The sequence below is a fragment of the Bradyrhizobium sp. B117 genome, from assembly GCF_038969555.1.
Lineage (GTDB): Bacteria > Pseudomonadota > Alphaproteobacteria > Rhizobiales > Xanthobacteraceae > Bradyrhizobium.
Window position 1 is genome coordinate 3,611,764 of the sequence record NZ_CP152414.1, and the last position, 26,674, is coordinate 3,638,437.

The following is a 26,674-nucleotide window of genomic DNA, read 5'->3' on the forward strand; positions in this document are numbered from 1 at the left end:
TATTATGTCCCCTTGTTTTCGGGTGCGCTTAGCCCAAGCCCCAACTTCATAGGAAGTTGAAAAAGCCGGTGTAGAAGCTGCGCCATGGCCCGCGCCGATGGATCACTCCTCGGCCTTGTAGAGGCCGTTGATGGTCTCGGCGAGAGCGTTGTCATAGGAATCTCCGACACTGCCGACAGATGGCTCGACGCCAGCTTCAGCCAGGCGCTCGGTGTACTTGATGGATACGTATGGGCAGCCCCTGTCGCTGTAGTGCACGAGCCCGCCGCGATGGACCGGCCGTCGATCATGCAGTGCCTGCTCCAACGCATCGAGCACGAAGCCCGCATGCGCCGTGCGCGAGGCCCGCCAGCCGACGATCCTGCGGGCATAGGCATCGATGACGAAGGCGACGTAGACGAAGCCGGTCCAGGTCGCGACATAGGTGAAGTTGGAAAGCCAAAGGGCATTCGGTCGTGGCGCCTTGAACTGGCGGTTGACGTGATCCAGCGGGCATGGCTCCGCCTTGTCGCTGATCGTGGTCCTGACGGATTTGCCGCGGATGACCCCTCGCAAACCCATGTCCCGCATCAATCGCGACACCGTGCAACGGGCAACGTCAAAGCCTTCGCGCTTGAGCTGGCGCCAGACCTTGCGGACGCCGTAGACGGAGAAGTTCTGATCGAAGACGCGACGAGCCTCGATCGTCAGGCGGCGTCCTGCCTAGCGCGTGCCGACAGCTTGGCGGGATCGTGCCGCTTGGCCACATGGGCGTGGTAGGTCGAGGGGGCGATCGGCAAGACCTTGCAGATCGGCTCGACCCCATGCGCACCACGATGATCATCGATGAAGGCGATCATGGCTTGGACCGGCGGTCGAGCTCCGCCATCGCAAAATAGGCGCTTGCCTTGCGCTGGATCTCGTTGGCCTGCCGGAGCTCACGGTTCTCCCATTCCAGGGCCTTGCTTCTCGGCCATCTCGGTGGGAACGCCCGCCCGCTGCCCGCTGTCGATCTCGGCCTTCTTGACCCAGTCATGCACGTCTGCGGGGTGCAGCCGATCTTGGCCGCGGTTCAAATGGAACATAGTCTGGTGTGCTCTGGAACTACCTGACTTGGTAGCTGCCCAAGCCACGTAGCCGGTGTTAAGTAGCTTTGAGCGAGGGGGCCGATCGAGCTCCGTGGAGCCCTACAGAGCCTCCAGTTCGGTCCGAGGTCGACCGCCTTGTTTTTCACGCTCCCTAAAGCGGTCGGGGCGCAGCTTGGCAGGTGGAATGGATATGCAACAGCGGAGCCCGCCCCCGAATGGTGATCGACCGGCCGGCCATTTTCGGAACACCGCTTACTCACGCGGCCGGCCTCACGGTCGAGCGACGTTCCACGACAGACGGACCTTTGTTCTGGGTGCCGGTCCACTGTTCGACTTCGAAGGCAACTCCGAATCGTTAAGGAGAACGTCCTCGGCGTGCCCGCACGGTAGGATGAATATTCCTGGAGAGCGCACTGATGCCCGACTGGGATATGCACTCATTGTCGGTATCCAGAAAAATGCTTCAACGTCGTCGGTACATTGGTGCGACGGCTTGGCAACTTCGTCCACCAAGATGGTATTGCCGCCCGAACGGGCGAGCTTCATCAGGCGTCGGCCCGGATCGCCGCGCAGCGTCGAAGTGCTGGTCCCCTCCTGAGCAGCTACCCGTCTTGAAATCCAAAACCGATCAAACAAAATCTCAGTATCGAGGTACTAGGACAAAACTGAGGGGGAATAATGTCTGACGCTGCGTTAGATCGCACACCGAATGTCACGGGCGCCAAGACCTTTAGCATAAACTACGGATTGTTCGCGTTCGCGATCGTTGCGCTGACGATCCTCTACATCTGCGCGCGGCTGTATCAGCAGGCTTTTGGTTTCTCCATGGGACTGGATGCGAGTTCACCTGAATTTGGCGAATACTGGATGACGCTCTTCAAGATCGAATTGCCGGTCTTGTATGGCGCGGGCGCGCTCTGCTGGACCTATCTCTTCCTGACGCGTGACAAGAACATTGAGGCCATCACGCCCGAGGTCGAGTTGCGCCGTTACTTTTATCTGACCATGTGGCTCGTCGTGTACAGCTTCTGCATCTTCTGGACAGGCAGCTTCTTCGCCGATGGAGATGGAGTCTGGCATCAGACGACCCTCAGAGACACGCCGTTTACTCCCAGTCACATAATTCTGTTCTATGCGACCATTCCAATCTATCTCTTCTTTGGCGTAGGCAGCTTTGTTTACGCAATGACCAGCATTCCGGCCTTCTGCCGGGGGATCTCGCTCATGCATGTCTTCGCCGTAGTGGGGCCTTTCCTCATTTTGCCGAATCTCGGTTTCAACGAATGGGGACATGCTTACTGGCTCACTGAGGAAATCTTCTCGCATCCGCTGCATTGGGGTTTCGTGGTTCTCGGATGGTGCGCGCTCGCGCTGGCGGGCGTCCTGATGCAGATCGTCGGACGATTTAGAGAACTCGTTCCGATTGTATTCAAGCAGGATGCAGCGAGCGCGTGACGAACGCACGTCTGCTACACGTCGGAAAATCGCGGGGCGGGACGCCGCGCGACAACAATACAAGCCAACAGCCTTTGCCGGACAGCGATCCCAGTCCGGGGGAGCAGGTAAACCCTAGGGAGAGGAGTCACCTCAAATTACCGACATAGATGCAGTGGCGATTCCGAAAAGGAAAGCTGGCCCCAAGGGTGAGACGGTCATTTTTGTCTCCGGTCTAACCCCCAAGGCAGCAAGATACTCGCGCATATTCGACTTCTTGGTCGTGGCGGCGGTGGTGCCCCTCTTTGCGGGAGCATTCCATCTGCACGTGATGCTCACGGTCGGTGATTGGGACATGTATGTCGACTGGAAAGACCGGCAATATTGGCCCCTTGTCGCGCCCATCTCCATGATCATGTTTCCTGCTGCTCTGCAGGCGATCTTCTGGGTCAACTTCCGTTTACCCATCGGCGCGACGGTGGGCGCGACAGTGTTGCTGATCACCACGTGGCTCGGACGTTACGCGAATTGGTGGATATGGACAGGCTTCCCGTTCACGGAAGGTGTGCCGTCACAGGTGATTGCGGGCGCATTGTTGATGGATATGGCCTTAATCGTCTTTCGCAATAGCCTGTTCACATCCATCTTCGCGGGCTTTGCGTTCGGATTCGTATTCTGGCCATCGAATTATTCCGCTTTGGCTCCGTTCTATCTCCCAGTCGAGCACCAAGGAATGGTCGCATCGTTGGCCGACATGATCGGTTACACATTTCCGCGTTCGAACATGCCTGAGTATCTGCGTATCATCGAGCGCGGTACGCTCCGGACTTTTGGTAGCTCGGTTAGTTGGGTGTCGGCGGCGTTCGCGGGCTTCATCTGCATATTCATGCACCAACTTTGGTGGCAGCTGGGGCGTTTTGCGTCCCAGACGACGTTCCTCAAGAACGGTGATGTCGTCAAATCCTTCATGGGTATGAAAAGCAGGCCAGCGTCCTAAGCGAATAAGCACAGGGAAGACGGGTATGTTGGCGAAACTTATAAAACTCGCTGCCGGTTGGGTTGTTGCCTTCACTGCCGGAGTGTCTAGCGCAGCCGCTCATGGCGAACGTGCTCAGGAGCCATACTTGAGGACCCGGACGGTACAGTTCTACGATGTCCACTTCTCCAAAACTGACGTGAAGGTGAACGAGCGGTTCGAGCTAACGGGAAAATTCAGGCTGATGGAGGACTGGCCGGACGCAGTTACTCCGCCGGATATTGTTTTCGTATCGAGCGTATCGCCGGGGCCAACAATTGCCAGGGTGGAAACATACCTCAACGATGAGCCAGCGAGGCAGTCTTTCGCAAAGCTGGAACTTGGCCGCGACTACGATTTTCGAATGGTTCTTGAGGGGCGCACACCGGGCAGCAGCCACATCCATCCTTCGATCTCGATCAAGGGATCTGGCCCTCTGGTGGGACCGGGTCAGTGGATAAACATCTCGGGTGATGCGCATTCGTTCGTGTTTCCGATGAAGACTATGACTGGTCTGCAGATCGACGACTTGCAGACGTTCGGGCTGACTAACGCGGTCGGATGGCATGTGGCCTGGCTGGCCGTGGCTGCGGCTTGGTTGTTGTTCTGGTTGGTTCGTCCGCTGTTTTTGCCTCGATGGCTCGTTCTGCAGAAGGGCAGGGAGGATTTGTTGGTCTCGTTGAGGGACACCGGAGTCGGGATCATTGTGGCGGCGGTCGTTCTCGTCATGGTCTTCGGCGGCTACGTCCGAGCCAATCAGGAATATCCATATAATGTACCCCTCCAGAGCGGGTTGAATAGGGTCGCGCCGCGCCCGGCAAGCCCTGCTGACGCAGAGGTCAAGGTCATATTGGCCACCTATGACGTGCCGGGCCGTTCAATGAGGTTAGCGACCAGGATAACGAACAAAGGGTCAGAACCTCTTTCAATCGGCGAGCTTACGACCGCAAACATCCGCTTCCTCAATCAGGGGCTCCCAGCGGCAGTAGCCAATGTAGATCCAACCTACCCAAGGGATCTCGTCGCACGCACAGGGCTTGAGCTCAGTAGTGATACGCCGATAAATCCCGGTGAGACGAGAGAAGTGCTCGTCGAGGCAACGGACGCCGTGTGGGAATTGGAGCGCCTTGTCAGCTTCCTCACCGACGTCGACTCCAAGTTCGGTGGGTTGTTGCTCCTCTACACTCCGAATGGGAAACGCGTCATAGCGGAGATGGGGGGACCAATCGTGCCCGTATTCACCGAACTTAATTAAGCTTGAGTGGGCGAATGTTGCGGCGAGGTCAGTGGTGGACGACCGCGAGCGGAAGAGGGGCGTTCGCGGCCGTCCTTGTGATGGCGCTCGGCGCTCTCTTTGTTCTTGCCGCGGTCCGCGAAGGTCATGCGCACGGAGCTGTGTCCATGGAGGCTGACCAATGCAAGCTGAAAGTGGAGAGCTACTTCATGCATTTTACTGGCTATCAGCCGCAGAGCTCGAGAGCCGAATTTTGTGAGGACATACCGGAGGTCGGGCGAACGATCATTGTTCTCGATTTCGTCGACGAGTCCCTTCGAGACATCCCGATAAGCGTGAACCTGGCTAGAGATGACGGCGTACAAAGGATGGAAATGACCAACACACCATCCAGCATACTGTACATTCCACCAAGGAAGTATCCGAACGGAACGATCAAGATCGACGTCAATTTCGACAAAGCTGGCAGATACGTCGGCATGGTGGCGATCGAGGCTCGCGGGCAAAGCGTGGCAAACTTTCCATTCGACGTGGGGCGAGGCTGGAGTCTGATACGTCTTCTGGCGTGGTGCCTGGTCGTAGTGTCAGGCGCCGTGGGAACGTTTCTGTGGGCACGTCGACGATACTCGATCGGGCGGGAGCTATCCTCGGCGAACCACAGATAAAGGAGAGTTGTTTCGATGAAAAGGTTTGTGCTGTTCATGATGGTCGTGCTGATCGGAATTCCAGGCGCGGTACTCGCTCATGCGCATCTCATTCGATCGACGCCGCAAGATGGCAGCGAAATTTCAGTTCCGATCGACCCGATGGTCCTGTACTTCACTGAAGCGCTCGAACCGCGGCTCATCAATGTCGCCCTTTCTCGCGATGATAAAGCCGTATCAGGGCTTTCGCAGCCCGTGCTAAGCGGCAATGGGCGAATCGTGAATGTTTCGTTACCTCATTTATCTGCTGGCCTCTATACCGTCAGTTGGAGCGTTGTCTCGATTGATGGGCATCGCACGGAAGGCAAGTTTAATTTTCTCTACCGAGGGCCTTGATGGAAACGGTCCTCTCACTTGCGCGAGGGACTGCTTTCGCCTCCACGGCAGCTTTCGGCGGATTCTGCTGGGGTTTGGCACTGTGGCGCGAAGGTCTTGAAAGCGGCACTCGGTCGCGCTTCACGACGATAGCTTCCATGGCTGCGTCCGTAGGACTCGTCCTCGGTCTCTTGTATTTGACGGTTCGGATCGGCGCCGTCCTAGGCAAGCCGGTCTTAGCTGTCCGCACCAGCGACGTGCTCTTCATTATTTTGGAGACGCGGTTCGGGAGCGCTCAGGTCGCGGCGCTTGGGTTCTTGCTAGTCGGCTTTGCGAGCTTGCGACCTCTTCATAAGCCAAGTCTTGCCGCGAGTTCCGGCGGGCTGTCGCTGCTGGTGGGATTGTTCTCGAGTCACTCGGCGGCTGGCGGCACTATAGCCGACCTCGCGATCAATATGATCCATGTTGCTGTGGCGGCGCTCTGGTTCGGAGGACTGTCAACCCTCGTTGTCGCGATGGCTCGCCAGGCAGCGGAGAGGCCCGAAAGTAAATCTAGGCTCCTGAGCGGCTTTTCGACGGTCGCGCTGCCGCTCATGTTGCTCGTGGTCGCAACCGGAGTAGCTCTAGCAATCGAAAACGTGGGGACTTGGCCGGGCTTGGTGGCGACCGAATATGGCTGGCTCCTGACAGGAAAGTTCGCCTGCATCGGCACGGTCCTGATCTGCGCGGCGTTTATCAGACAGAGGCTATTGCCGTTGCTAAAGACCGAAGGGGCAACTCAGCCACTCGCGATGGTCTTGAAGATCGAGCTAGCCTTCGCATTTCTGGTCACGCTACTTGCAGGCTGCCTGTCTCAGGCCATTCCATCGAGGCACGTCGAGATAGTCTGGCCGCTTTCGTTCCGCCTGGATCCAGTCGTCGCTTTGGGGACCGTACCGGGAAGTAACGTTCTGGCTATTGGCGGCTGCATTGCTCTGTTAGTTGGGAGTATTGCCGCATTTGAGCTCGGCCGTATGGGAAGATGGCGGTGGGCGACTCTCGCGGCTGTTGCTGGACTTGGCATCGCAGGGGCTGTCGCACTGCCCGGGTTGTCAGTTCCCGCGTATCCTTCGACCTACTCAAAGGTTCCGGTGCCGTATGACGCGCAAGCGATTGCCCTGGGGCAGGACGTGTTCGCTGCTAATTGCGTAGCTTGCCATGGCCTGAGGGGTAGGGGAGACGGCCCGTTGGCAAAAGATTTGAAGCCGCCGCCCGCCGATCTCACTGCTCCGCACACGAGAGACCATACGATGGGAGACATGTACTGGTGGGTGAGCCATGGCTTCCCATCCTCGGCGATGCCGGGCTTTGCCGAAAGTCTGTCGGAGTTGGACAGGTGGCGAGTGGTCGAGTACGTGATGGCTCTATCGCTTGGCTATGAAGCAAGAGTTCTTGGTCCCGAAATATCGGCGGGGCAGCCGTGGCTTCACGCGATCGACGTTCCGACGTGCCGCGGCGTTGACCCGAGAGAGAAGTTGAAAGATAGGAGCGATGGGCGCTCAAAACTTGTGTTGATCTTCCGAGATGGCATCCGAACGCAGCGCCTGGATCAGTTGACGCAACACGCGCGCGCCATCGAGCAAGCAGGCGGAATGATCGTCGCGGTGATGCCGTCTCCCTCCGAGGAGTTCCCATCTCCAAGGGAGTCAGGAAATCTCTGCATCGTGTTCGACATCGACCATCGCATCGCCGCTGCGTGGAATCTCTATCGGCGCACAATGGCGAACCCCGGGTTCGATGACAACGATTCGCCTCCAGCAATAATCGAGTTTCTTATCGACAGATTCGGATTCGTGCGCGCACGCTGGCGTTCGGACGAGACGGAGGGATTGGCTTCGCCTTCGCGACTGATCGACGCAATTAGGCAGCTCCAAGCCGAACCGGAGATCAACAAGAGAGGCGTTCATGACCATTAGCGTCCGGGCCGCTCTTGCCTTCACTGCTGTCTGGCTCCCGCTGATCGCACTCGCGATCAATGCTCTCGCCGAGCGCAGTGCCTCCCGCGAGTTTCAATCGATCATTTGTCGCGGCGACAGGTCTAGTGCCAGCAAGATCGCAGGCCGGAACGAGCCATGATCATAGTAGCGAGCAGATTCTGCGTCGACAAGCAGGCGGTAGCTCTTTTGCGGCACTGGGATGGGGGATCGGTGGCAGGAGAAGCGGATCTCATCTCGCCATCCCGTATCAGCCTCCGAGTGATCGTGGCCAGCGCTGCCGGCATTCAGCGGAATGATTTTGATACAGCCCAGTTGAGCCCACCTCCAAAAGGGGCAGTTGCGGGAAACGTTCGCTGACCACCTTTCCAGCGAACATAACGTGGTAAGCACTAAAGCGCGGATTACAGAGGAGGCCATGATGCCTTGGAAACTCACGATGTTGATGGCGAGTGCAAGGGCATTGCTTTCGCCGATTGCCGGTGTTGCCGTCCTGGCTTTTTTTAACAGTACCGCCGTCAGCCACGAGTTTGAGGTCGGAACACTACTGATCCAGCATCCCTGGGTGGCTGCAAAGGATACGACCAATACCACGACGACTGCTTATGTGATCGAAATTCGGAACAGGGGCACAGGGCCAGATCGGTTGCTCGGGGCGTCGCTTTCGGGGGAGAAGGGAATCTTGCAGGAAGCCGATGCAGGCGCACGGCCAGCTAAGTTCGCCATCCATGAGCATGGCTTCCAAATAGAACCTGGTGGTTTCGTTCGTCTTCAACCCGGTGGCGCGCGGATCCTGTTTGAAGGACTTCACGGCGCGCTAAAGGAAGGAGAGATGGTCAAAGGGACGTTGGAATTCGAAAAAGCCGGCACGATAGCAATCGAATTCACGATCGAGCGGGCGGGCTTGGCTGAAGAGGATGATACGCCAATCCATCATCACACTCACCACTAAAGTGCCATGAGGGTGAAGCATGGACGCCATCTGAGGCAGGGGTGTGGGAGATCGAACCCTCTGCGCGACAGGCATTTGGGAACGCCCCAGATCTGGAAACATCGCGATCAAGCAGCCATGCTGAAGGGATGGTGGGATGGGATCATCCTATACCCAGCTTGAGGCAGGGCAATTCGAAGCTGAAGTTCAGTCAGCTCAACTTGCTCCCGATTGCTGGATTTTCCGGAAAACCACCAACAAGAAACTCTATAGACATTTGCTCCTCCAACGGACGGCTTTGCACATGGTGTCCCGGTCCGATCTGCCTGGCCAGATCACCGCCCAGATCACGGAGGCTGTCTATGACAGTCCGACCGGAAAATATCTTCTCATCCCCCAGGGTGCGAAGCTGATCGCGCAATATGATAGCTCCGTCGCGTTCGGCAGTCCTGCATCCTCCTGGTCTGGACCCGCATCATCATGCCGGACGGCAACTCGATCGTGCTGGAGCGCCAGCCTGGTGCCGACACCGGTGGTTATGCCGGCCCGAGGATGAAGTCGACAACCGTTGGGGCATGCTGTTCAAGGCTGCGTCCTCTCGACCATGCTCAGCGTCGGAGCGGAGGCGGGCACGAGCCAGAATGAGAACAATCTCGTTCAAGCGATCCGCAGCGGCGCGTCCAACAGCATCAGCCAGACCGGCCAGCAGATCGTGCAACGCCAGCTCAACATTCAGACGACGCTGACCATCCGGCCAGGATTCCCGGTCCGCGTCATTGTCACGCGCGATTTGGTACTGGCGCCCCTACGGCAAGGGAGGAAGACCGTGACGAAGCTCAAGCTTGGGCCACTTGAAGACGACAAGCCGGTCAAGCTCACCGTCGAGCTGCCGCCGGCGGTCTCCAGGGATCTCAAAAGCTACGCCGAGAGTCTGACGCGCAGCGGAGGTACGACGACGCCGGCCGAGCCTGCCAAATTGATCGCGCCGATGATGGAGCGTTTCATGGCGACCGACCGCGCCTTTGCGAAGGCCCGGCGAAGTGCTGCTCAACTCTCGCCCGTGTCGGCGGAAAGATCTGGATAGCGTTCACGAATCAAGTCGAGAAACGAGCGTACTAATGGATTGCCGTTGGACTGCCGCCAAAAGACGCGGAAGCTCAGCCGCGTCGGCCCCTCGGCATCATGCACCTCCCGGAAGGTGACACCGGGATAAGTCGCGCCAGTCGCACTTTCCAGGGCGAGGAGAATACCGAAGTCCATGCCCACCAGGGAGAGAAGCCGGTCGAGCCCCACGTCATGGCGAAGCAGCTTGCAAGGATCGGAAGATCCTAATTTGCTGATGAGAAGCTTGAGGAGTTCCGGTCCGGGGCCACGCTGTGACATCAAAAGCGGTTCGCGCCGCAGTTCGCCCCAGTGAACTACGTCATGACTTGCCAGAGGATGTTTCGCAGGGAGGGCTGCAATAACACGTTCGCTCCAGAGCACCAATGACTTGCCGCTCCAATTCGGATTGGGATCTGCCACGACAGCGACAGCGACATCGATGGCTGAGCTGGCGAGGTCCGAAATCAGATGCTCGCTCGCGCCGTCGACAAACTGTCTATCGGCATCGGGAAAGCGGTGCCGGTGCTCGAGGAGGGTGGCTCGGAGATTGCCGGCTGACAGGGAGGTGTGGATCCCGATGGTCAACCGACCACTCTCGCGACGCGAGCGGGTCTTGAGGCGAGCGGCCATTGCTTCGGCTTCGCCTACGATGCGCCGGGCATCCTCGAGAAATTCTCGACCTTCCATCGTTGGTCGCGTACCTCCGTTGGTGCGCTCGAATAGTTTGCTGCCCAACGTGTATTCGAGACTTTGCAGGCAGCGACTGAGCGTCGACTGCTTGATTCTAAGCGTCTCTGCCGCTTGACGGATGCTTCGATGCTGGGACGCAGCGATCGCCCAGCGTAGGTCTCGAAATTCCACAGCCACGCTCGAAGCCCTATGGTGAGTTGTGGGACCAAATGTTTTCTTGCCCCTCCATAAATTGTGTTGCGTCAGCTCCTCCGACTTCGGCCGGCATACGTATTTTTCACCGAGGTTATTTCAAACGTTAGGGTGCGTGATGGAAAAAGACAACTACAGGCTACTCACCGTCTGATGAATTCCGTTCTCTCTCTTCCGCTTTTGCGTCCGCTGGGTCAGAGGACAATCAAAGAGCACAGTGCGCAGGTGGCTGAAGGACGCGATCCGCGGCTTTCATTCGTACGCTCGGCAGATCTTGGGCCGATCAGCAAGGGCCCGTTTATCGCCCGGCCGATCGTTCCGGCAACGTTAGGCATGGGGACTGGGTTGGTAAGCGATACTAACAGGAGGGGTCCCCGATTCTGAACGCAAGGCATCTGCGACCTGGAAGGCAAAGGGTTGTCGCTGTGTTGCCCGGCTGCGCGAATTTTGCGATCGCTGACTGCGCATGCCTTCCCTCCCTAGAGCTTGCGCGAAGCCGCTTTGTTGGTCTGTTTGGCTTCTGTCTCCTGAAGGTGCCGAACCAGAAGCTCGCCTGAGGTCTTGTTGTGCTCGCGTGCGTAACGTTCGGAGGCGGCCGCATCGCCCCTGAGCAGCGCGTTGACCATTTTCTCGTGGTTCGCGATGACCATGTCGGGTCGTTCAAGGATTGCGTTTGAAGAGGCCATGTACATGCGAACCTGATGCTCGACCAGGCCGTAATGATCGGCGAGGCGGTTATGTCCCGAAAGGATGACAATCGCCTTGTGAAGCGCGAGATCACTATCGTTGATCCGCTTCTGGTTCCGGCTTTTTGCGGCGGCCTTCATATCATCGTAAGCCGCCTCAATTGGTTGCCTCCGATTCGGGTTGGCGGCAGCGAGCTGCGCGGCGAGACCCTCCAGGCTGGATCGAAGCGTGTACAGCTCCCACGCATCCTTGGATGTCAAACTCGCAACTTCCCAGCCTGAGTAAGGCTTCTGCTTCACGAGGCCCTCGCTCATCAGCCGCTGCAGCGCCGCCCTTATCGTGCCGCGCGACACGTTGAGCCCCGTGGACAGTTCGGTCTCTGTCAGGCGCTTTCCCGGCGCTAGGCCGCCACTGGTGATCGCCTGGCGGATAACATCGGCAGCCGCACGGTCCAAACTCCGCTTCTCGACCAATCCCGAGATGATCTTAGCAGCCATTTTTCCTCCAACCGCGTTTTGCGCGGAATGTTCGTTCTGAGGTCCCGGCAGATATTGGCGAACATTCGCCATTGACACCAGAGAAATCGTGCTGTTTGTTAATTGTCGACAATCAGCAGTTGAGCGGGGCCGTGCTTGCGCATTTCCGAAACCAAGGGCGTTAGCCTCACCGGTCTGCAGCGCCTCTCCTCGTCCGCCCCATCTCACAAGATCGTAAAGGCGGATGCGATCCTGTTATCGATTCCGTTCGAATCCGGCGGAGTGCCGCCTTGGAGCTTCGGCGGAGCGCCGAAACTGCAGTTCGACACGCTGTTGGTGAGACTGGAAACCGAACAGGGCGTCGTAGGGTGGGGCGAAGCCTTCTCGCGGTGCGAGGACAAGTCGCTGAAGGCGATGATCGAGACGCGCGTGTTACCGCTCGTGATCGGCAGGAGCGCCCTGGAAATCGGCAAGATCAAGTATGATTTGGAATTCCAGCTCCAGAATTTCGGCCGCGTGGGCCCTATCGTCTATGGCGTCTCGGCGGTCGACATCGCCCTGTGGGACATCCTCGGCAAGATTTCCGGACTGCCGCTCACCGCATTGCTAGGCGGTGCATTCGCCAGCGAAGTCGAGGTCTATGCCAGTCTGATGCGCTACGGCAATTGCGCCGATGTCGTCAGGGCCACTCGGCAGGCAATTGAGCGAGGATATCGTTACATCAAGTTGCACGAGGTCACCGAGGACGAAATCCGCGCCGCCGTCGAAGCCGCGGGGGCACAGGCCGCCGTCATGCTGGATACCAATTGCCCATGGCCGGTGGCGGAGGCGCTCAAATACGATCGGCTTCTCGAGCCTCTCAATCTGTACTGGCTGGAGGAGCCTGTCTGGCCTCCGGAAAACTATGCTGGGCTGGCCCGCATTCGTTCAACCGGCCGGCACCACATCGCCGCCGGTGAAAATGCCGGCAGCCTGCATGATTTTGTCGCGATGATCGCCGCAGGGGCCATCGACATTGCGCAGCCTGATGTCGCCAAAGCTGGCGGCATTTCCGAGCTCTTGAAGATCGCCGCGCTTTGTCAGGCTGAATCAATCGAATTTGTGCCGCATTGTGCAATCTTCGGCCCCGGCCAGGTCGCGACCATACACCTCAATGCGGCGCAGCGATCAGTCCCGATGCTCGAGCGGCTCTATTGCAATTTCGAGGCCGAGATCTACGGCGGCGCTACGCTTCCGGTCAATGGAAAGATCGCCGTGCCGACAGGGCCGGGGCTTGGCCTCGACCCTGATCCAGGCGTGATTGATCGCTACCGCGTTGCCTGAGAACGGAGGCGTTGTGACATGGACCGTAGCTACATTCGTCTCAAAGGCCTCATCGGCGGACCATTACCGAGCCGCGCCGCCGCGCGCAATTTTGCTCGTCGTTTACGCACGAACGTTGGCGCAAGCCTGCCTGATCAGCTCGCCGGCATCGCGCTGGAAAGCGTGGTCGTGGACTAATTTATTTGACGAGAGCGCTCATCAAGCGCGCTGTTTGCGCGTCTAACGCAAGAAGAGGGGACTCGAAATGGTAACGCGGAGAGAGTTGCTTGCAGGAGCCGGAGCAGTTGCCGTGGCTGGCGGAGCGGGTCTCAAATCGCTCCCGGCGAAGGCGGCGCAAAGTAAAACCGTCGTGCTGGCGTCGATGGGCCCGGTCACCGGCAACTGGGATCCAACCTCTCACACGACCCTGGGGCAGTTGAAGTTCGAGAAGTTCGTATTCAATCATCTGACACGTTGCGAAATGCGGGAGGGCAAGTCTGAAGAGCTGACCCCGGACCTCGCCACCAGTTGGAAGCTGATTGATGCGCACACCCTGGAGTTCAAGCTTCGGGACGGCGTCAAATTCCACGATGGCAAGGAGTTCGGTGCTGAAGATGTTAAGGCGACCATGGAGTATGCCTCCAATCCGGCGCGCCCGGCATCCGCCCTCTATCCGGGCCGCGTTGATGTCGAGGTCGTCGACAAACTGACGGTCCGGTTGAAGACCGAAAAACACGGCTACCCCGCGTCTGCCTTCTGGTTCATTTCGAGCTTCCTTCCAATCCTGTCGGCAAAGGATATTGCCGATCCCGCGCTCCTCCAAAAGCGCCCGAACGGCACGAACGCGTTCAAATATGCGGGCACGCAGGGAGACAAGAACAGCCTCGAAGCGAATGATGAATTCTACGGCGGACGTCCCAAGATCGATCGGATCGTCTATGCCTACGTTCCGGAAGCCAACACGCGCGTGCTGGGCCTGTTGAACGGCGAATATCACATTGCCGAACGGCTGGAGCCCGAGCAATACGCCTCGTTGTCAAGCAACCCGAAAGTCACCACCCACAGGGCGCTGACGACCGAAAACAAATATTTGCACTTCCGGTGCAACAAGCCTCCTTTCAACGACGCTCGCATCCGCCGCGCAGTTTGCCACGCCATCGACCGCGATCAAATCCTGTCCCTGATGGGCGAGGCGGCCACACCGTCTAACTGCTATATTTCGCCGACGAAGTTCGGCTTCACGGATATTCCCGATTATCCCAAGTTCGATCCGGATGCCTGCCAGAAGCTTCTCGCCGAGGCAGGGTTTCCAAAGGGAAGGGGGCTGCCGCAACTCGAATATATCACCTCGATCGGGTTCTATCCGAAGACGAAAGAGTATGGCGAGCTGATCACAGCGATGCTCGCCGAACAGGGGCTTGATGTTCGCCTGACCGTTCTTGAACCGGCCGCGTGGGAGCAGGCGATCTATCGACGCGCTGACGGCCAGGGTCAGGGCCACATGTGCGACGTCGGCTGGATGACGGGATCGCCGGAGCCGGACCTCGTGCTACGACCGAACTGGCATTCAAGCGCCGCGCTGATCACCGGGATCAACGACCGGGAAATTGACGCGGTGCTAGACAAGGAACGCGCCGCTACAAACCCGGAAGAGCGCCGCAGGATCTTCAAGAATGAGACGTTTCCCACTCTCGCAAACAAGGTTCCGAGCTTGTCCCTCTTTTCCGCCGTGACCTTCCATGGCGCGGCCAAAAATCTGACCGCCGCATACTATTTTCCTAACGGGCCGATTGACCTAAGCAAGGCGGACCTAAGCTAAAGGGGCCGCCGCAAAAGTCGTTGGCAGAAGACAGGAGCCGACATGTTGTTTGCGATCGACTTCTTCATTCGGCGCATTGCGCAAGGGTTGGTATTGGTCGTCCTCGTGGCCATGCTCATCTTTACGCTGCTGCGCGTCGTTCCCGGCGACCCGGTGCGTATGATGCTGGGGCCGATGGTGTCAGCATCTGTTGCAGAGCAGACCGCAAAAGATATGGGCCTGAGGGATCCAATCCCGGTTCAATTCGGCCGCTATGTCGCGCAAATCTTGACGGGGGATTTCGGGAGCTCTTTCGTCAGAAGCGCACAAGGCGGTAGCACTGGCGGCTCGCGAGGCGGCTCGACTTTCGATGCCGCCAACCGTGCATCGGTTTTGGGCCTCATCACAACCGCTCTGCCCTACAGTCTGCTCCTTGCTGGCCTTGCGTTGCTCTTTGCCTTGGGAATCGCGCTCCCGATCGGCATAGCCGCGGGCTTGAGATCGGGACGCTGGCCGGATCGGCTCGCACTGCATGTGGCTTCCGTCCTGGTCTCACTCCCCAATGTATGGTTAGCTCTTGTTCTCATCTTTCTCGTCTCTGCCAAGGCCGGATGGCTGCCGGCGATCGGCTATCAGGGGCCGAGCTACGCAATCTTGCCCGCCGTTGTTCTCGCGATCGAGCTTGCTCCGACCCTCATCCGGTCCATCTCGGTCGCCGTGAGCGGAAATCTGATCGAGCCATACGTGTCGCAGGGTGAGATTCGCGGTCTGTCGCGTAGCCGAATGATTGTGGCGCACGTGCTGCGCAATTCCAGCATCCCTGTCCTCAATGTGCTCGGCATACAGGCGATCGGGCTTTTGCTGGGCGGCCTATTCGTTGTCGAATACGTCTTCAACTATCCCGGCGTCGGCCTCTTGATGATCAACGCTGTCTTTCAACGGGATTTTCCTGTCATCCAGGCCATCGCGATCCTCGCTTGTGCTGCCTTGGTGATGGTCAATATTCTCGTCGACTTTGCAGCAATGGCGATCGACAGGAGGCTCCAATACTAGCGTCGACGGAAATTGCGGCCAAGACCGAGAGCCCGGCGGTAACACGAGGTCGGGGCATCGCGGCCAGCATCTTTGCCCAGGCATGGCGGACAACTGAATTCAAGATTGGATTTGCCCTGTTTTGCCTGCTGATCATCCTTTCTGTCTTGGGGCCCTACATTCTCGATCTGTCGCCCACCCAATTCAATGTCAGCAAGAAGTTCCTGCCGCCGGCACTGCTGGATCATTCGAGCTGGCCATATTTGTTTGGCACCGATCAACTCGGTCGTGATCTATTTACGCGCTCCCTCATCGGTCTTCGGAATGCCCTGCTGATCGGAATCACGAGCGTTGCAGGAATGTTCATCCTTGGCTCAGCCATTGGCATGATCTCAGGTTATTTCGGCGGATGGGTTGGCTTGCTCTTGATGCGGATCACAGACGCGCAGATGTCGGTTCCCGCGATTATTCTGGCGATCACAATTCTCGGCGTTTCGCGCCCCACTCCGCTAACCATCGTTCTTGTTCTGATTCTTGCCGGCTGGCCGGCGTATTCTCGCGTAGCGCGCAGCGTGACACTATCCGAGCGCCGCAAAGAGTATGTTCGAGCGATAAAGATTATCGGCGCCTCAGACGCGCGGATCCTACTCGTTCATATCGCACCCAATATCTTGCCTCCGATCGCCTTCGTGGCAATCCTGGACATTGCCCGCATGATGATTTTCGAGGCTGTGCTGGGCTTTATCGGGATCGGCATTCAGCCGCCCACCCCGACATTCGGCACCATCATCGCCGATGGCACGAAATACATTTTGAACGCCTGGTGGATCACCACGGTGCCAGGCCTCCTGCTCGCGATCACACTCTGTTGCATCAATATCATGGGAGGAGCTCTCGAGCGATCTCGCAACAAGATCTTGCTGGGATTCGGATGATATCGCCGGTCAACATTCTTGACGTCCGTAATCTGACCGTCACCCTTGATCTCGGGTCGCGCGGAATGCGCGCCGTGCTCACCGATGTCGATCTGAGCATCGATGAAAGCGAAGTGCTTGGCATAATCGGCGAGAGCGGCTCGGGAAAGACGGTATTGTCGCGGACGCTTGTCAGGTGGGTCACCAGCCCACTTAAAATCGAATCGGGCGCTATCAGCTATCGCGGCAATGATCTTCTGAGACTACCCCGGGCAAAAATGCAGGCGCTCCGCGGGCGCAAGATCGCCTACATAGGCTCCGATCCCGCCAGTGCTCTCGATCCAACCCTTCCGGTTGGCCGGCAAATCGTTGAAAAACTCAAATCCATAGAGCCAGGTATCTCCGATGGCGAAGCAAAGCGACGTGTCATACGCCTGCTCGACGCCGTAAAGATGCCGGGCGCAAAACAGCGGTTTGAGGAGTTTCCGTTCCAGTTCAGCGGTGGAATGATGCAGCGCGCTCTGATCGTTGATGCTCTCGTGACGAACCCGGACCTTCTGGTCGCTGACAACATAACGCAACCTCTTGACGTGACTGTCGCCGCTCAAATCCTTCGGCTACTGCGCGAGTTGCAGCGGGATTTCAAAACGGCGATCCTGTTCGTCTCGTCTTCTTTCGGAATCATCAACGAAATCGCACACCGCGTTCTTGTTCTCGCAGGCGGCCGCGTCGTTGAGACTCAAAGCGTTCAGCAGCTGCTCGCGGCTCCGCAACATGCCTATACAAAGCAGCTAATAGCGGACATCCCCCGCATATGGCAGAGCTCGACTGAGGCCGTTGCAGATGAGGTGTCACCTGCCGCCAAGGACGTCATCCTGTCGGTGCGAAACGTCAGCCGGATCTATCCCACGAGGGATAAAAACAAGATCTTTGCAAGCCAGTTCGTGCATGCGGTGCGGGATGCTTCGTTTGATGTCCGACGGGGTGACAATTTGGCGATCGTCGGCGAATCCGGATGCGGGAAGTCAACGCTTTCGCGTCTCCTGAGCCGCCTGGAGGTCCCGGATTCAGGGCAGATCTTGTTCATGGGCGAAGATATCGCGTCTATGAAGGCCAAGCGCCTATTGGCGCTCCGCAGGAAATTCCAGCTTCTCCTGCAAGATCCGTTTAGCTCCATTCCGCCTCATCTTTCGATCGGGCGAACCATCGCCGAACCTCTCTTCGTCCATGGAGGGATGTCGCGTTTCGAGATCCGCGATCACGTCGCGGCGACCATGCAGGAAGTTGGACTGTCTCTCGACCTGTTCGGCAAACTTCCGGTTGGACTCAGCGCCGGGCAGCGTCAACGTGTGAATATTGCCCGGGCCCTCGTTCTCGATCCCGAGTTGCTCATTCTTGATGAGACGCTATCGGCGCTCGACCAGGTCGAGCAGCGCAAGCTGCTCGCCCTTTTTCAGCGGCTTCAGGACCAACGCGGAATTACCTACATCTACATCTCACACGATCTTGGGATGGTGCGGCGAGCCTGCAATCGCATCGCCGTGATGTATCTGGGGCGCGTCGTGGAACTGGCTGACAATCGGACCACCTTCATCGAGCCGAGACACCCCTATACCCGTGCGCTCTTGAGCGCGGTACCGGCGGTTGAGGAACGTCCTTTCAAGGCTGAGACCTACCTCCTGGAAGGTGAGCCGCCCAACCCAATCCACATCCCAGCAGGCTGCAGTTTTAGACCACGCTGCCCGTTCGCGCTCGATAAGTGCGCCATTGATGATCCGCCGCTCGCGGCACGCGGACGCGATGAATTGGCTGCTTGCCATCTGACAGAAATAGACCCGCACCATCAATGACTTTGCAGGATTGCGCGGCCATCCAGTGGCGCTCCTATTCGAAGAGTGAACAGCATGGAGTTTGACTACATTGTCGTAGGATCCGGAAGTGCGGGATGTCCTCTGGCGGCGCGATTGGTTGAGCGAAACCAATCGGTCCTGTTGCTGGAAGCCGGGAAGAAGGAGCGTCTCAATCTGTCTCATATTCCGGGTGCCCTCGTCTATACGATCGGGAATAGACGGTACGATTGGGCTTACAAGACAGAGCCTGATCCGAGCAGAGGTGGTGTAGTCGAGGACTGGCCGCGTGGTAAGGTGCCGGGAGGGTCATCTGCGATAAATGGGATGATCTTCATCCGCGGCGCTGCGCGGGACTATGACGCTTGGGAAACGCTGGGCAATAGAGGATGGGGATGGAAGGATGTGTTGCCGTACTTCCGAAAAATGGAGACTGCCGATCAGGACAGAGACAGTCAATTTCGCGGAGGGCTCGGACCCCAACGGGTCTCGGCTTTACGTTGGCGTCACCCCATTTCACAGAAGTTTATCGACAGCTTTCAAGCCGTTGGCATTCCCTTCAATGAGGATTTGAATGGTGCCTCGCACGAGGGAGTTGCCTGGAACCAAGGATCGACGCGCGACGGGTGCAGGCTTTCGGCCTTCGAGGCTTTCATAAGGCCAAAGCTGTCAGCAACTAATCTGAAGTTCTTGGATGACACAATCGTTCGCCACATTCTGTTTGACAAGGCGCGCGCCACGGGCGTTGCCGCCACGCATCGCGGACAACACCTCGACGTCATCGCAAGAAAAGGTGTTATTCTTTCCGCGGGCTCGATCAATTCGCCCCACTTGTTGATGCTTTCCGGTGTCGGTGATCCCCGTCATCTCATAAGACATGGCATTATTCCCCGCGTGGAAAATCCTGAGGTTGGACGAAATTTGATGGAGCACCCGGGCCTGTATGTCCTTGCCGAACTCGATGTAGAGACCGCGAATGCACTGTCGCATCCCGTAAGGGGTACACTCGCCTTGGCGAATTGGGTCTTCAAACGGTCGGGGTTCATGAGCGTGCCTACGGCGCAAGTCCTCGCCTTTCTCAGATCGTCTCCTGAGCTTGCTGAACCGGATCTGCAATTTCACCTCTTCCCGTTCGGCCTCACCAAGGAGAATGGAAGGCTGAAAACCCCGAGAGCCAACCTAGTGACTATCCTGGTGAACGTGAATTATCCGAAAAGCACGGGGCATCTCGAGTTAAGATCGAACGATCCTCTCGCTCCAATCGCCATCTTTCCGCGCTTGATCGAACATCCTGATGACTTCGAGGGAGTTATGCGGGGACTGGAATGGGTCCGGAAGATCTGCTCTATGCCCCCGTTTGGCTCTCATGTCGTCAAGTTCAGGGACGCACCCGCACCGGGGGCCGGGCGGCAGGCAGACGAAGCCTATGTTCGGAAAGCGACTGTCCCCTTCTTCCATCCCGTCGGAACTTGCCGCATGGGAACAGACGATCGTGCGGTTCTCACGCCTTCTCTCAGAGTGAGAGGTGCTGAGAATTTGTGGGTTGCGGACGCCTCCATCTTTCCTCGTCATATCGCTGGGAATACCAACGCGACGTCTATTATGATCGGAGAGAGGGCAGCAGATCTCATCCATCCGTAAGTCGTGATTCCGTAGATCCAAATTGGAGGAAGTCCGTGGCGCGCTTCTATGTGCCAGATAGGAAGGATGGCCGCCCAGCTCATCGACCATCTGAAGAAGGGCGACATGGCCAAGGAGGCCGAACGCCTCCTGGCCGAAACCGGCTGGCTGCCCGAGCCTCTGCGGATGGCCAACATCGACCAGGCAGCGACCGTCGACGCCGTGGAGCCCGAGGGTGATGGCGAGGCGCTGCCGGAATTCCTCACCGGCGACGAGGAAGCCCCGGCGGATGAAGCGGACGATCCGCACATGATCGCGGCCGAATAGCGCGAGCTCGGGCCGGCTTCGGCCGTCCCGCGTCCCTTCACCGCCAATCCAACCCAAAGCCCGGCTCCTTCCGGGCTCTTTGCATTATTATGGAGGCTCTCGTGCCCCTCTTCACCACCGAGACGACCTACCGCCTGCCAATCTATCGACAGCGGACTTACGAAGCCGAAACGCTCGACCGAGCCTGCGATCTCGCGATCGCCGATGAGGGCTGGGACGACAAGAAGTCGGACGTTGAAGCATCCGGCGATACCTATGTCACTGGTGCCTGGGAAGGCCGCGACGCCGCCTATATCGGCCGGCTCCTGACGTTTCCCTCACGTTTTGACGAGCAGGTCCAGCGCAAGACCCACCATTTCGAGGTGCTGCTCGGTTTGCTCAAGATACTCACCCACGCTGCGGAGTGAGGCTCAGCGGATGTCGAGCTTTGGCGCCGGCGGCCGGACGCCGCCATCGCGAAGGCCGAGACGATTCTCGCGCGCGAAAACGATTCGATCGAGGGAGCTGCGTCATGAGCCAATACATCGTCGCCGTCGTCGAGCACGACGCGTGCTAGCTGTGAACTTTCAGGAGGTTGTCCATTCGGCCCAGGCCGTGAACGCTGATGTTGCCAAACAAGCAGTGATTCGCAGGGGGACCGAATGGACACTCATAAGAATGCGCCTCTGACGCCGAAAGGTCGAGAGGCGATGGTGCGCAGTGTTGTTGAAGGCGGGCTGAGCCAAGCCGCTGCCGCCCGCCGGTTCAACACCACGCCGAAGACTGTGGCCAAGTGGGTTAAGCGCTTCCGCACAGAAGGTGTGGATGGTTTGCGGGATCGGTCCTCACGGCCCCATTCATTGCCGGGCCAAACCCCAGCGGCCGCATGTGCCGCTGTCGAGGCTTTGCGCCGACAGCGTTACACCGGGAAGCAGATCGCCGCCGAAGTCGGGATAGCGCCCGCAACCGTCAGCCGGATCTTGCAGCGCTTGGGCCTCAACAAGCTCTCGGCCTTAGAGCCGGCCGAACCGGTGCGTCGCTATGAGCGGGAATGTCCTGGCGAACTGATCCACATCGACATCAAAAAGCTCGGACGCATTGGTTCCGTGGAACATCGCATCACCGGACGCTATCCGGGCGCAGTCAATCGCCATCATGGCATCGGTTGGGAGTTCGTCCACGTCTGCATTGATGACGCCTCGCGCGTTGCTTTCGTGCAGGTCATGGCGAACCTCCGCAAGAAAGGCGCCGTTGCTTTTCTGGAGACCGCTGTCGCTTACTATGCCAGGCTCGGTGTTCGCATCGAACGCGTGATGACCGACAACGGCTCTTGCTATCGGTCGAGGCTTTCCGGGCCGCCTGCAAGCGCCTCGGCCTGCGCCAAATCTTCACCAGTCCCCACCCACCAAGACCACTGATGTGATCGACAAGCCCTTTCTTCGTGGATTTGGGTTATTCTCTCCCGGCGGGCGACGGGGTGGCGAAGAGCAGGGCGAGAGGTGAGAGCTTGCCGCGCAGCCAACATCATCGTTCGTCAGTTGCGGCGCCCGCACGTACTCTCTTCGGTCCGCGCGGATTCCAGCCTGTCACAAAGGCGCATAAGCCGTTTCGGCCTGCTCGACCCAGCGGCGCTCCTCCTCACGCAAACTTTTGATGTTGTAAGCATGCGCCGGCCCCCTCTGGCCGTGTGGCCTTGTGGCCGGCCTTGAGTTCGAGATCGCGAAGCTTTTTTGCGTGGAGCAAGGGACGCGCCCACGCATAGCTCTCGCCCTTGGCCAGCAGGTGCCAGATCACGACAGCAAGTTTGCGGGCCGTCGCGACGGCTGCGACATGCTGACCGCGACGGGCCCTGACCCGGAGAAAGAAAGCCCGCAGCGGACCCGGTGTCCGTGCTGCGACCCAAGCCGCCTCGACCAGCATGCCACGGGCATGGCCGCGGCCCTGCTTGGTGATCTGTCCATGGTAGGCCGGACCTGGCCCGGATTGCCGAACGCTCGGGTTCAGGCCGAGGTAGCTGACGAGTTTCTGCGAATCGCTGAAACGGGCCACGTCGCCGATTGGCGCCATCATCGCAAGCGCGACGATCATGTCGACACCTGGGATCGTCATCAGCCGCTTGGCGCCGTCGTCCGCGAGTACCGAACGGGCGAGGTCGCGCTCGATCACGGTGAGATCTTCGTCAAGCCGATCGAACTCGCGCAAATGTCGTTCGATGGCGAGCCGTTCGTCCTCTGGCACGATCTGCTCGGCAAGCCATGCACGGCCCTTGCCGCCGCACAGGTCGGCATGTGGGCAAGACGGAATCAGATGCGCGTGCAGGATCGACTGGATGATGTTCTTCAGACCGCTGTCGCACGACCTGGTTGCGCCGTGTCACCTGCCGGCGCAGCGCCTGTGTCGGTTCGTCCGGAACCCAGACTTCCGGCAGAAACCCGCTGGCGTAAAGTTGGGCAGGAACGCCGGCGTTGAATCGTGTCGGTCTTGATCTTCGCATGCGCGATGATACGCACTTGCATTGGGTTTGCGATCACCACCTTCTTCACCTGCGGCCCGATGACCGCCGCGACCGCTGCGGCATTCCCGGTCGCCTCGACGACGACGACATCGTCCTTCGAAAGCCGTTTGGCGAACGTGGTCAACAGCGCACGTCGCATGTCCACGCGGCCGAGACGTCTGAGTTTGCCATCCTCCCAAGCCACCGCTTCCGCAAAGGCGCGGTGGATATCAAGTCCGATAATGCGCATGTCTGCTCCCTTTCCGGTCTGACGAAACGGGAGCTGGCGGGCAACACGACATCTACTGATCCGCGCTCGCTGCGCATCCGGGAAAGTCGCAAGGGGCGGCCATGTAACGAGCTCGGGCTCTCAGCCCACTGTCTATGTGGCCTGCCCGCACCTTCGTGCTCCCGGTGCCCCGCGTTCTCCCGGCCCAGCCGGCGGATCATGTGTCGCGACCGCCGGCTGCCGCCTGGTCGATCGCATCGGCGCCGCAGCGATCCGACGTCGAGTGCCGCTCAGTCTTCATTGCTGCCAATCGATTCCATGAAGGACACCAGCTGACGTAGCGCGGTCTGGTTCTTGATCTTGCTATAGGCGCGCAGCAACCGGAGGCTGGAGACGCTGTCGAGGAGCAGCAGGCTCTCGATCTCGCGCGCCTTGTTGTCGCCGTCGTAGAAGAAGGTAACCGGCACGTCGAGCGCGTTTGCGATCTGCTGAAGACGGGCAGCGCCGACGCGGTTGATGCCTTTCTCGTACTTCTGGACCTGCTGGAAGCTGACGCCGAGCTTGTCGCCCAGTTCGGTCTGAGAGATCCTCTGTTCCACACGCCGCAGGCGAATCCGCTTACCCAACTCGATGTCGGGTTTGCCAGCACTGCGCTGTTTCATCTGCTTTGTTGCTGATCGACTCATTCCGGTGACACGTCCTTCAAATCGCGAATCCCGGACCGCCGAGGTCAGGGAATTCGTGTACGATGTACCGCGTTACAGTTCGTTTGGATCGTCAGTTAGTCGTGTGAACCACGGTAACCTAAGAAGATCGCACGATGATCCAGACGCATTTGCGCGCTGGAAGCACCCTTGATGCCGACTACCTAAAGTCGCCCCGCCAAGGGCGTCTCTGACATCCTGCCTCCCACATTTGGCAAAATTGTAGACCTCACCACAACTACCACGGGCTTGGATCGTCACAGAGTTCTCGCCATGCTTGGATGCTGCGCGTCGATCCCCAGGCGTGGTCGCGCAAATGCCTAAAATCATCATTCGTTATTCCGCGCCGGCTGGATCGCGGGCCGGCACCTGACGTGGGCCTAACCGTTCGGACGGATCGCGACCAAGCTTCGGTTTCAACAGGGCTAGATCGATAAATTCGTCCGCCTGTCGCCGAAGTTCGTCGGCGATCATCGGCGGTTGGCTGGCGATGGTCGAGACCACGGTCACCCGGACGCCGCGCCGCCGCACCATCTCGACGAGCGAGCGGAAATCGCCGTCGCCGGAGAACAGCACCATCTGGTCGATATGCTGGGCGAGTTCCATCGCATCGACCGCGAGCTCGATGTCCATATTGCCCTTCACCTTGCGACGGCCGGTAGCGTCGATGAACTCTTTCGTGGCTTTGGTGACGACGGTGTAGCCGTTATAGTCGAGCCAGTCGACCAGCGGCCGGATCGACGAATACTCCTGATCTTCGATGATCGCCGTGTAGTAGAACGCGCGGAGCAGCGTGCCGCGGCTCTGAAACTCCCCGAGCAAGCGCCTGTAGTCGATGTCGAAGCCAAGCGCCTTGGCGGTTGCGTGGAGGTTGGGGCCATCGATAAAGAGCGCGAACTTGTCGAAGGGTGACATTGCTGCTCCATCTTTCAATATCGAGGCGCGGGGCCGCGCAGGTTAGAGGCTTCCGTTTTACCGCACCCGCCGCCGCCTGATGGGTCGAACCAGAGAACCAAGTCGTCTAAAAAGATTAACCTAAGACGCGAATCGGAACGCCTGGATTGCTAGCCCGCCTACTCTTTTGCTGCTTTCACGAATTCCGGCGAGACATAAGCGCCTGAAATGAGCTTGTAACAACAGCATGCCTTTTGGTGGAGGCACTCGTGTTGATCGATCTGCAAGACGCCGCACATCTTGCGGATTCGTCAGAATCGCATTTTTGACAGAGGGCCGCTTCTTAGAACGCACCGTAAGGGGACGGTAATGCATTGGCGGTGTGCCGGACACCCCCATGGGGGCTGCATCTCTGGAGCAGTCAAGCGCTTCGAGGACGGCGGGCACGCGCTTGGTCATTGTCCCTCTCCTGGCGGTGGCTTTTTGGTAAGCCTTTGAACCGATTCTACTCGCTCTCAAAAAGCCGAACCAATCGGATGATCGAGTTTTTTGAACGATATGATCGAATGTTGCGATATCTTAATGGGGCGCGTCGGATAAAACCTCTTTGGCGACGCGTGACCTAGCCGCAGAAGGAAAGGCGGAAGCATGGCGGCTAGGATCGACAGCATAGGCGCGGTGCTGCATCCGTGTGATTGGCAGCGGGTGAGGGCCCTGGGAGCAGGCCGCAGCCGAAGGCAAATTCGGAAGAAAGTCGATGTCATCACATGCATTACCCAGCAACTTTGTTCGGTACGCGGTGCCACTATCAAGTCGCAGCTGCCAGCGAAGCCATGTGTGGTTAGCTTCCCGCCGCGCTTTAAATGGTCGACGCATTTCTTGGAGCAAAGGGCTGTCCGCCAGCAGTAGTTAGGGGATCAGTCCGAACTGTCCTCCGCAGATCGCGCAGCACCTGATTGAGCCGTCGGGGGAATTATGAAAGCTACTGCGCATTCTCGCCTCCTGTCGGCGTTCCGTGGATTCTGGCAGCGCTGTTATGTGCACTTCCTGCGCAACATCAAATCTAATAGTGGAATTATAGCCAGTGATTTGACGCCCGAGCTCATGACATGCTTTGTACATGAAAACTCGTGCACTTCTGGCTTGGAATGCGCGTCGGATCCGGGTGAGCCGCGGTATTTCGCAAGAGAAATTGGCTCATGAGGCCCGCATTGACCGCTCCTACTTGTCGGGTCTTGAGCGGCAATCGAAAAACCCGACGATTGATCTGCTCGAGCGCATCGCTGAGGCCTTGGGCGTTCAGCTGTTTGAATTCTTCGTTCGGCCTCCAGACGCGTGAGTGCCAACACCTTTCTCAAAGTCGCAAGCTGGCGCTTTTGCGTCGTAGGAACGGATAGCTGTTTAAAAAATCTGGTTTTGAGCCTCAACTTTGCGCGATAATTTGGACTTCAGTCGATATCGGAAACCACTCTCCCGGTCGTGCCCCCTTGCGTGGCGTATCTGGCCGCGTTCGCGCTCACCGGCAGGAGCCGGGCAGATAGGCTAGAGATAGCCGACTCTGCCTCGCCGATCGGCAGGATGTGCGATGTCGAAGATCTCGCGCGCATTTATAACGAAGGCCAGTCCCGGTTCCATGTTTCGGTTTTTGAAAACGTGTGTTGGGATGGCTCACATTCACGGAGAGCTCACAGCCCTGAAAACACGTAGTCCAC

Annotated in this window: 22 protein-coding genes, 4 pseudogenes and 1 other annotated feature; of the genes and pseudogenes, 20 read left to right on the forward strand and 6 right to left on the reverse strand. The window is 58.4% G+C overall.

What is annotated here, in order from left to right:
- Positions 1-76: 76 nt before the first annotated feature.
- Positions 77-1,039 (reverse strand): annotated as a pseudogene (locus AAFG16_RS17750) (IS3 family transposase); the annotation flags it as partial.
- Positions 765-881, reverse strand: a sequence feature (AL1L pseudoknot). It overlaps the preceding pseudogene by 117 nt.
- A gap of 706 nt (positions 1,040-1,745) precedes the next feature.
- On the opposite strand from AAFG16_RS17750, the gene amoC reads away from it, so the two are divergent.
- From amoC to AAFG16_RS17795, 9 genes and pseudogenes are all read left to right on the forward strand, one after another.
- A complete protein-coding gene (gene amoC, locus AAFG16_RS17755) occupies positions 1,746-2,522 on the forward strand; it encodes a bacterial ammonia monooxygenase, subunit AmoC (protein ID WP_342739999.1) in 777 nt (258 codons plus the stop codon).
- A gap of 154 nt (positions 2,523-2,676) precedes the next feature.
- Complete coding sequence (locus tag AAFG16_RS17760) at positions 2,677-3,498, forward strand: methane monooxygenase/ammonia monooxygenase subunit A (RefSeq protein WP_342740000.1); 822 nt, start codon at positions 2,677-2,679, stop codon at positions 3,496-3,498.
- A 25-nt stretch (positions 3,499-3,523) separates the two neighbouring features.
- Complete coding sequence (gene amoB, locus AAFG16_RS17765; RefSeq protein ID WP_342740001.1) at positions 3,524-4,771, forward strand: bacterial ammonia monooxygenase, subunit AmoB; 1,248 nt, start codon at positions 3,524-3,526, stop codon at positions 4,769-4,771.
- 146 nt (positions 4,772-4,917) lie between these two features.
- Positions 4,918-5,415, forward strand: coding sequence for a hypothetical protein (locus AAFG16_RS17770; protein ID WP_342740002.1), 498 nt, complete (start codon positions 4,918-4,920; stop codon positions 5,413-5,415).
- Between the two features lie 15 nt (positions 5,416-5,430).
- Positions 5,431-5,790 carry a copper resistance protein CopC gene (locus AAFG16_RS17775; RefSeq protein WP_342740003.1) on the forward strand — a complete coding sequence of 120 codons (360 nt, stop codon included), beginning with the start codon at positions 5,431-5,433 and terminating at the stop codon, positions 5,788-5,790.
- A complete protein-coding gene (locus tag AAFG16_RS17780; protein WP_342740004.1) occupies positions 5,790-7,724 on the forward strand; it encodes a CopD family protein in 1,935 nt (644 codons plus the stop codon). The genes AAFG16_RS17775 and AAFG16_RS17780 overlap by 1 nt, the downstream gene beginning before the upstream one ends.
- Positions 7,725-8,163: 439 nt before the next feature.
- Positions 8,164-8,694 (forward strand): copper chaperone PCu(A)C, encoded by a 531-nt coding sequence (locus tag AAFG16_RS17785; RefSeq protein WP_342740005.1) that lies wholly within the window; start codon positions 8,164-8,166, stop codon positions 8,692-8,694.
- Positions 8,695-8,977: 283 nt separating this feature from the next.
- Positions 8,978-9,412, forward strand: a pseudogene (locus AAFG16_RS17790) (TrbI/VirB10 family protein); the annotation flags it as partial.
- An 87-nt stretch (positions 9,413-9,499) separates the two neighbouring features.
- Positions 9,500-9,757, forward strand: a complete 258-nt coding sequence (locus tag AAFG16_RS17795; RefSeq protein WP_342740928.1) for a DUF2274 domain-containing protein — start codon at positions 9,500-9,502, stop codon at positions 9,755-9,757.
- Here AAFG16_RS17795 and AAFG16_RS17800 read toward each other — a convergent pair.
- Positions 9,721-10,638, reverse strand: a complete 918-nt coding sequence (locus AAFG16_RS17800) for a LysR family transcriptional regulator (RefSeq protein ID WP_342740006.1) — start codon at positions 10,636-10,638, stop codon at positions 9,721-9,723. The two genes, AAFG16_RS17795 and AAFG16_RS17800, sit on opposite strands and share 37 nt — an antisense overlap.
- Before the next feature lie 500 nt (positions 10,639-11,138).
- Positions 11,139-11,843, reverse strand: a complete 705-nt coding sequence (locus AAFG16_RS17805) for a GntR family transcriptional regulator (protein WP_342740007.1) — start codon at positions 11,841-11,843, stop codon at positions 11,139-11,141.
- 135 nt (positions 11,844-11,978) lie between these two features.
- Here AAFG16_RS17805 and AAFG16_RS17810 point away from each other — a divergent pair, with 135 nt between their 5' ends.
- The 10 genes and pseudogenes from AAFG16_RS17810 to AAFG16_RS17855 all read left to right on the forward strand — a co-directional run bounded on the left by AAFG16_RS17810 (position 11,979) and on the right by AAFG16_RS17855 (position 22,059).
- Positions 11,979-13,145 carry a mandelate racemase/muconate lactonizing enzyme family protein gene (locus AAFG16_RS17810; RefSeq protein ID WP_342740008.1) on the forward strand — a complete coding sequence of 389 codons (1,167 nt, stop codon included), beginning with the start codon at positions 11,979-11,981 and terminating at the stop codon, positions 13,143-13,145.
- 18 nt (positions 13,146-13,163) lie between these two features.
- A complete protein-coding gene (locus tag AAFG16_RS17815; RefSeq protein WP_342740009.1) occupies positions 13,164-13,322 on the forward strand; it encodes a hypothetical protein in 159 nt (52 codons plus the stop codon).
- A 112-nt stretch (positions 13,323-13,434) separates the two neighbouring features.
- Positions 13,435-14,943 carry an ABC transporter substrate-binding protein gene (locus AAFG16_RS17820; protein WP_342740010.1) on the forward strand — a complete coding sequence of 503 codons (1,509 nt, stop codon included), beginning with the start codon at positions 13,435-13,437 and terminating at the stop codon, positions 14,941-14,943.
- Between the two features lie 45 nt (positions 14,944-14,988).
- Positions 14,989-15,975: an ABC transporter permease gene (locus AAFG16_RS17825; RefSeq protein ID WP_342740929.1), complete on the forward strand. Its 987-nt coding sequence runs from the start codon at positions 14,989-14,991 to the stop codon at positions 15,973-15,975.
- Complete coding sequence (locus AAFG16_RS17830) at positions 15,900-16,889, forward strand: ABC transporter permease (RefSeq protein ID WP_342740011.1); 990 nt, start codon at positions 15,900-15,902, stop codon at positions 16,887-16,889. Before AAFG16_RS17825 ends, AAFG16_RS17830 begins: the two co-directional genes overlap by 76 nt.
- On the forward strand, positions 16,886-18,718 hold the full coding sequence (locus AAFG16_RS17835; protein WP_342740012.1) for an ABC transporter ATP-binding protein: 1,833 nt from the start codon (positions 16,886-16,888) through the stop codon (positions 18,716-18,718). The genes AAFG16_RS17830 and AAFG16_RS17835 overlap by 4 nt, the downstream gene beginning before the upstream one ends.
- Before the next feature lie 54 nt (positions 18,719-18,772).
- Positions 18,773-20,356, forward strand: coding sequence for a GMC family oxidoreductase N-terminal domain-containing protein (locus AAFG16_RS17840; RefSeq protein WP_342740013.1), 1,584 nt, complete (start codon positions 18,773-18,775; stop codon positions 20,354-20,356).
- Between the two features lie 69 nt (positions 20,357-20,425).
- A pseudogene (locus AAFG16_RS17845) lies at positions 20,426-20,662 on the forward strand (DNA-binding protein); the annotation flags it as partial.
- Between the two features lie 101 nt (positions 20,663-20,763).
- Positions 20,764-21,069, forward strand: coding sequence for a hypothetical protein (locus AAFG16_RS17850; RefSeq protein ID WP_342740014.1), 306 nt, complete (start codon positions 20,764-20,766; stop codon positions 21,067-21,069).
- 234 nt (positions 21,070-21,303) lie between these two features.
- On the forward strand, positions 21,304-22,059 hold the full coding sequence (locus AAFG16_RS17855) for an IS481 family transposase (protein ID WP_342740015.1): 756 nt from the start codon (positions 21,304-21,306) through the stop codon (positions 22,057-22,059).
- A gap of 106 nt (positions 22,060-22,165) precedes the next feature.
- Here the strand turns inward: AAFG16_RS17855 and AAFG16_RS17860 are convergent.
- The 3 genes and pseudogenes from AAFG16_RS17860 to AAFG16_RS17870 form a co-directional block, all read right to left on the reverse strand.
- Positions 22,166-23,385: pseudogene (locus AAFG16_RS17860) on the reverse strand (IS110 family transposase).
- A gap of 269 nt (positions 23,386-23,654) precedes the next feature.
- Positions 23,655-24,050: a helix-turn-helix transcriptional regulator gene (locus tag AAFG16_RS17865; protein ID WP_342740016.1), complete on the reverse strand. Its 396-nt coding sequence runs from the start codon at positions 24,048-24,050 to the stop codon at positions 23,655-23,657.
- Positions 24,051-24,404: 354 nt separating this feature from the next.
- Positions 24,405-24,983, reverse strand: coding sequence for an NYN domain-containing protein (locus tag AAFG16_RS17870; RefSeq protein ID WP_342740017.1), 579 nt, complete (start codon positions 24,981-24,983; stop codon positions 24,405-24,407).
- A 1,099-nt stretch (positions 24,984-26,082) separates the two neighbouring features.
- Here AAFG16_RS17870 and AAFG16_RS17875 point away from each other — a divergent pair.
- Positions 26,083-26,301 (forward strand): helix-turn-helix transcriptional regulator, encoded by a 219-nt coding sequence (locus AAFG16_RS17875; protein ID WP_342740018.1) that lies wholly within the window; start codon positions 26,083-26,085, stop codon positions 26,299-26,301.
- The last annotated feature ends 373 nt before the right edge of the window (positions 26,302-26,674 follow it).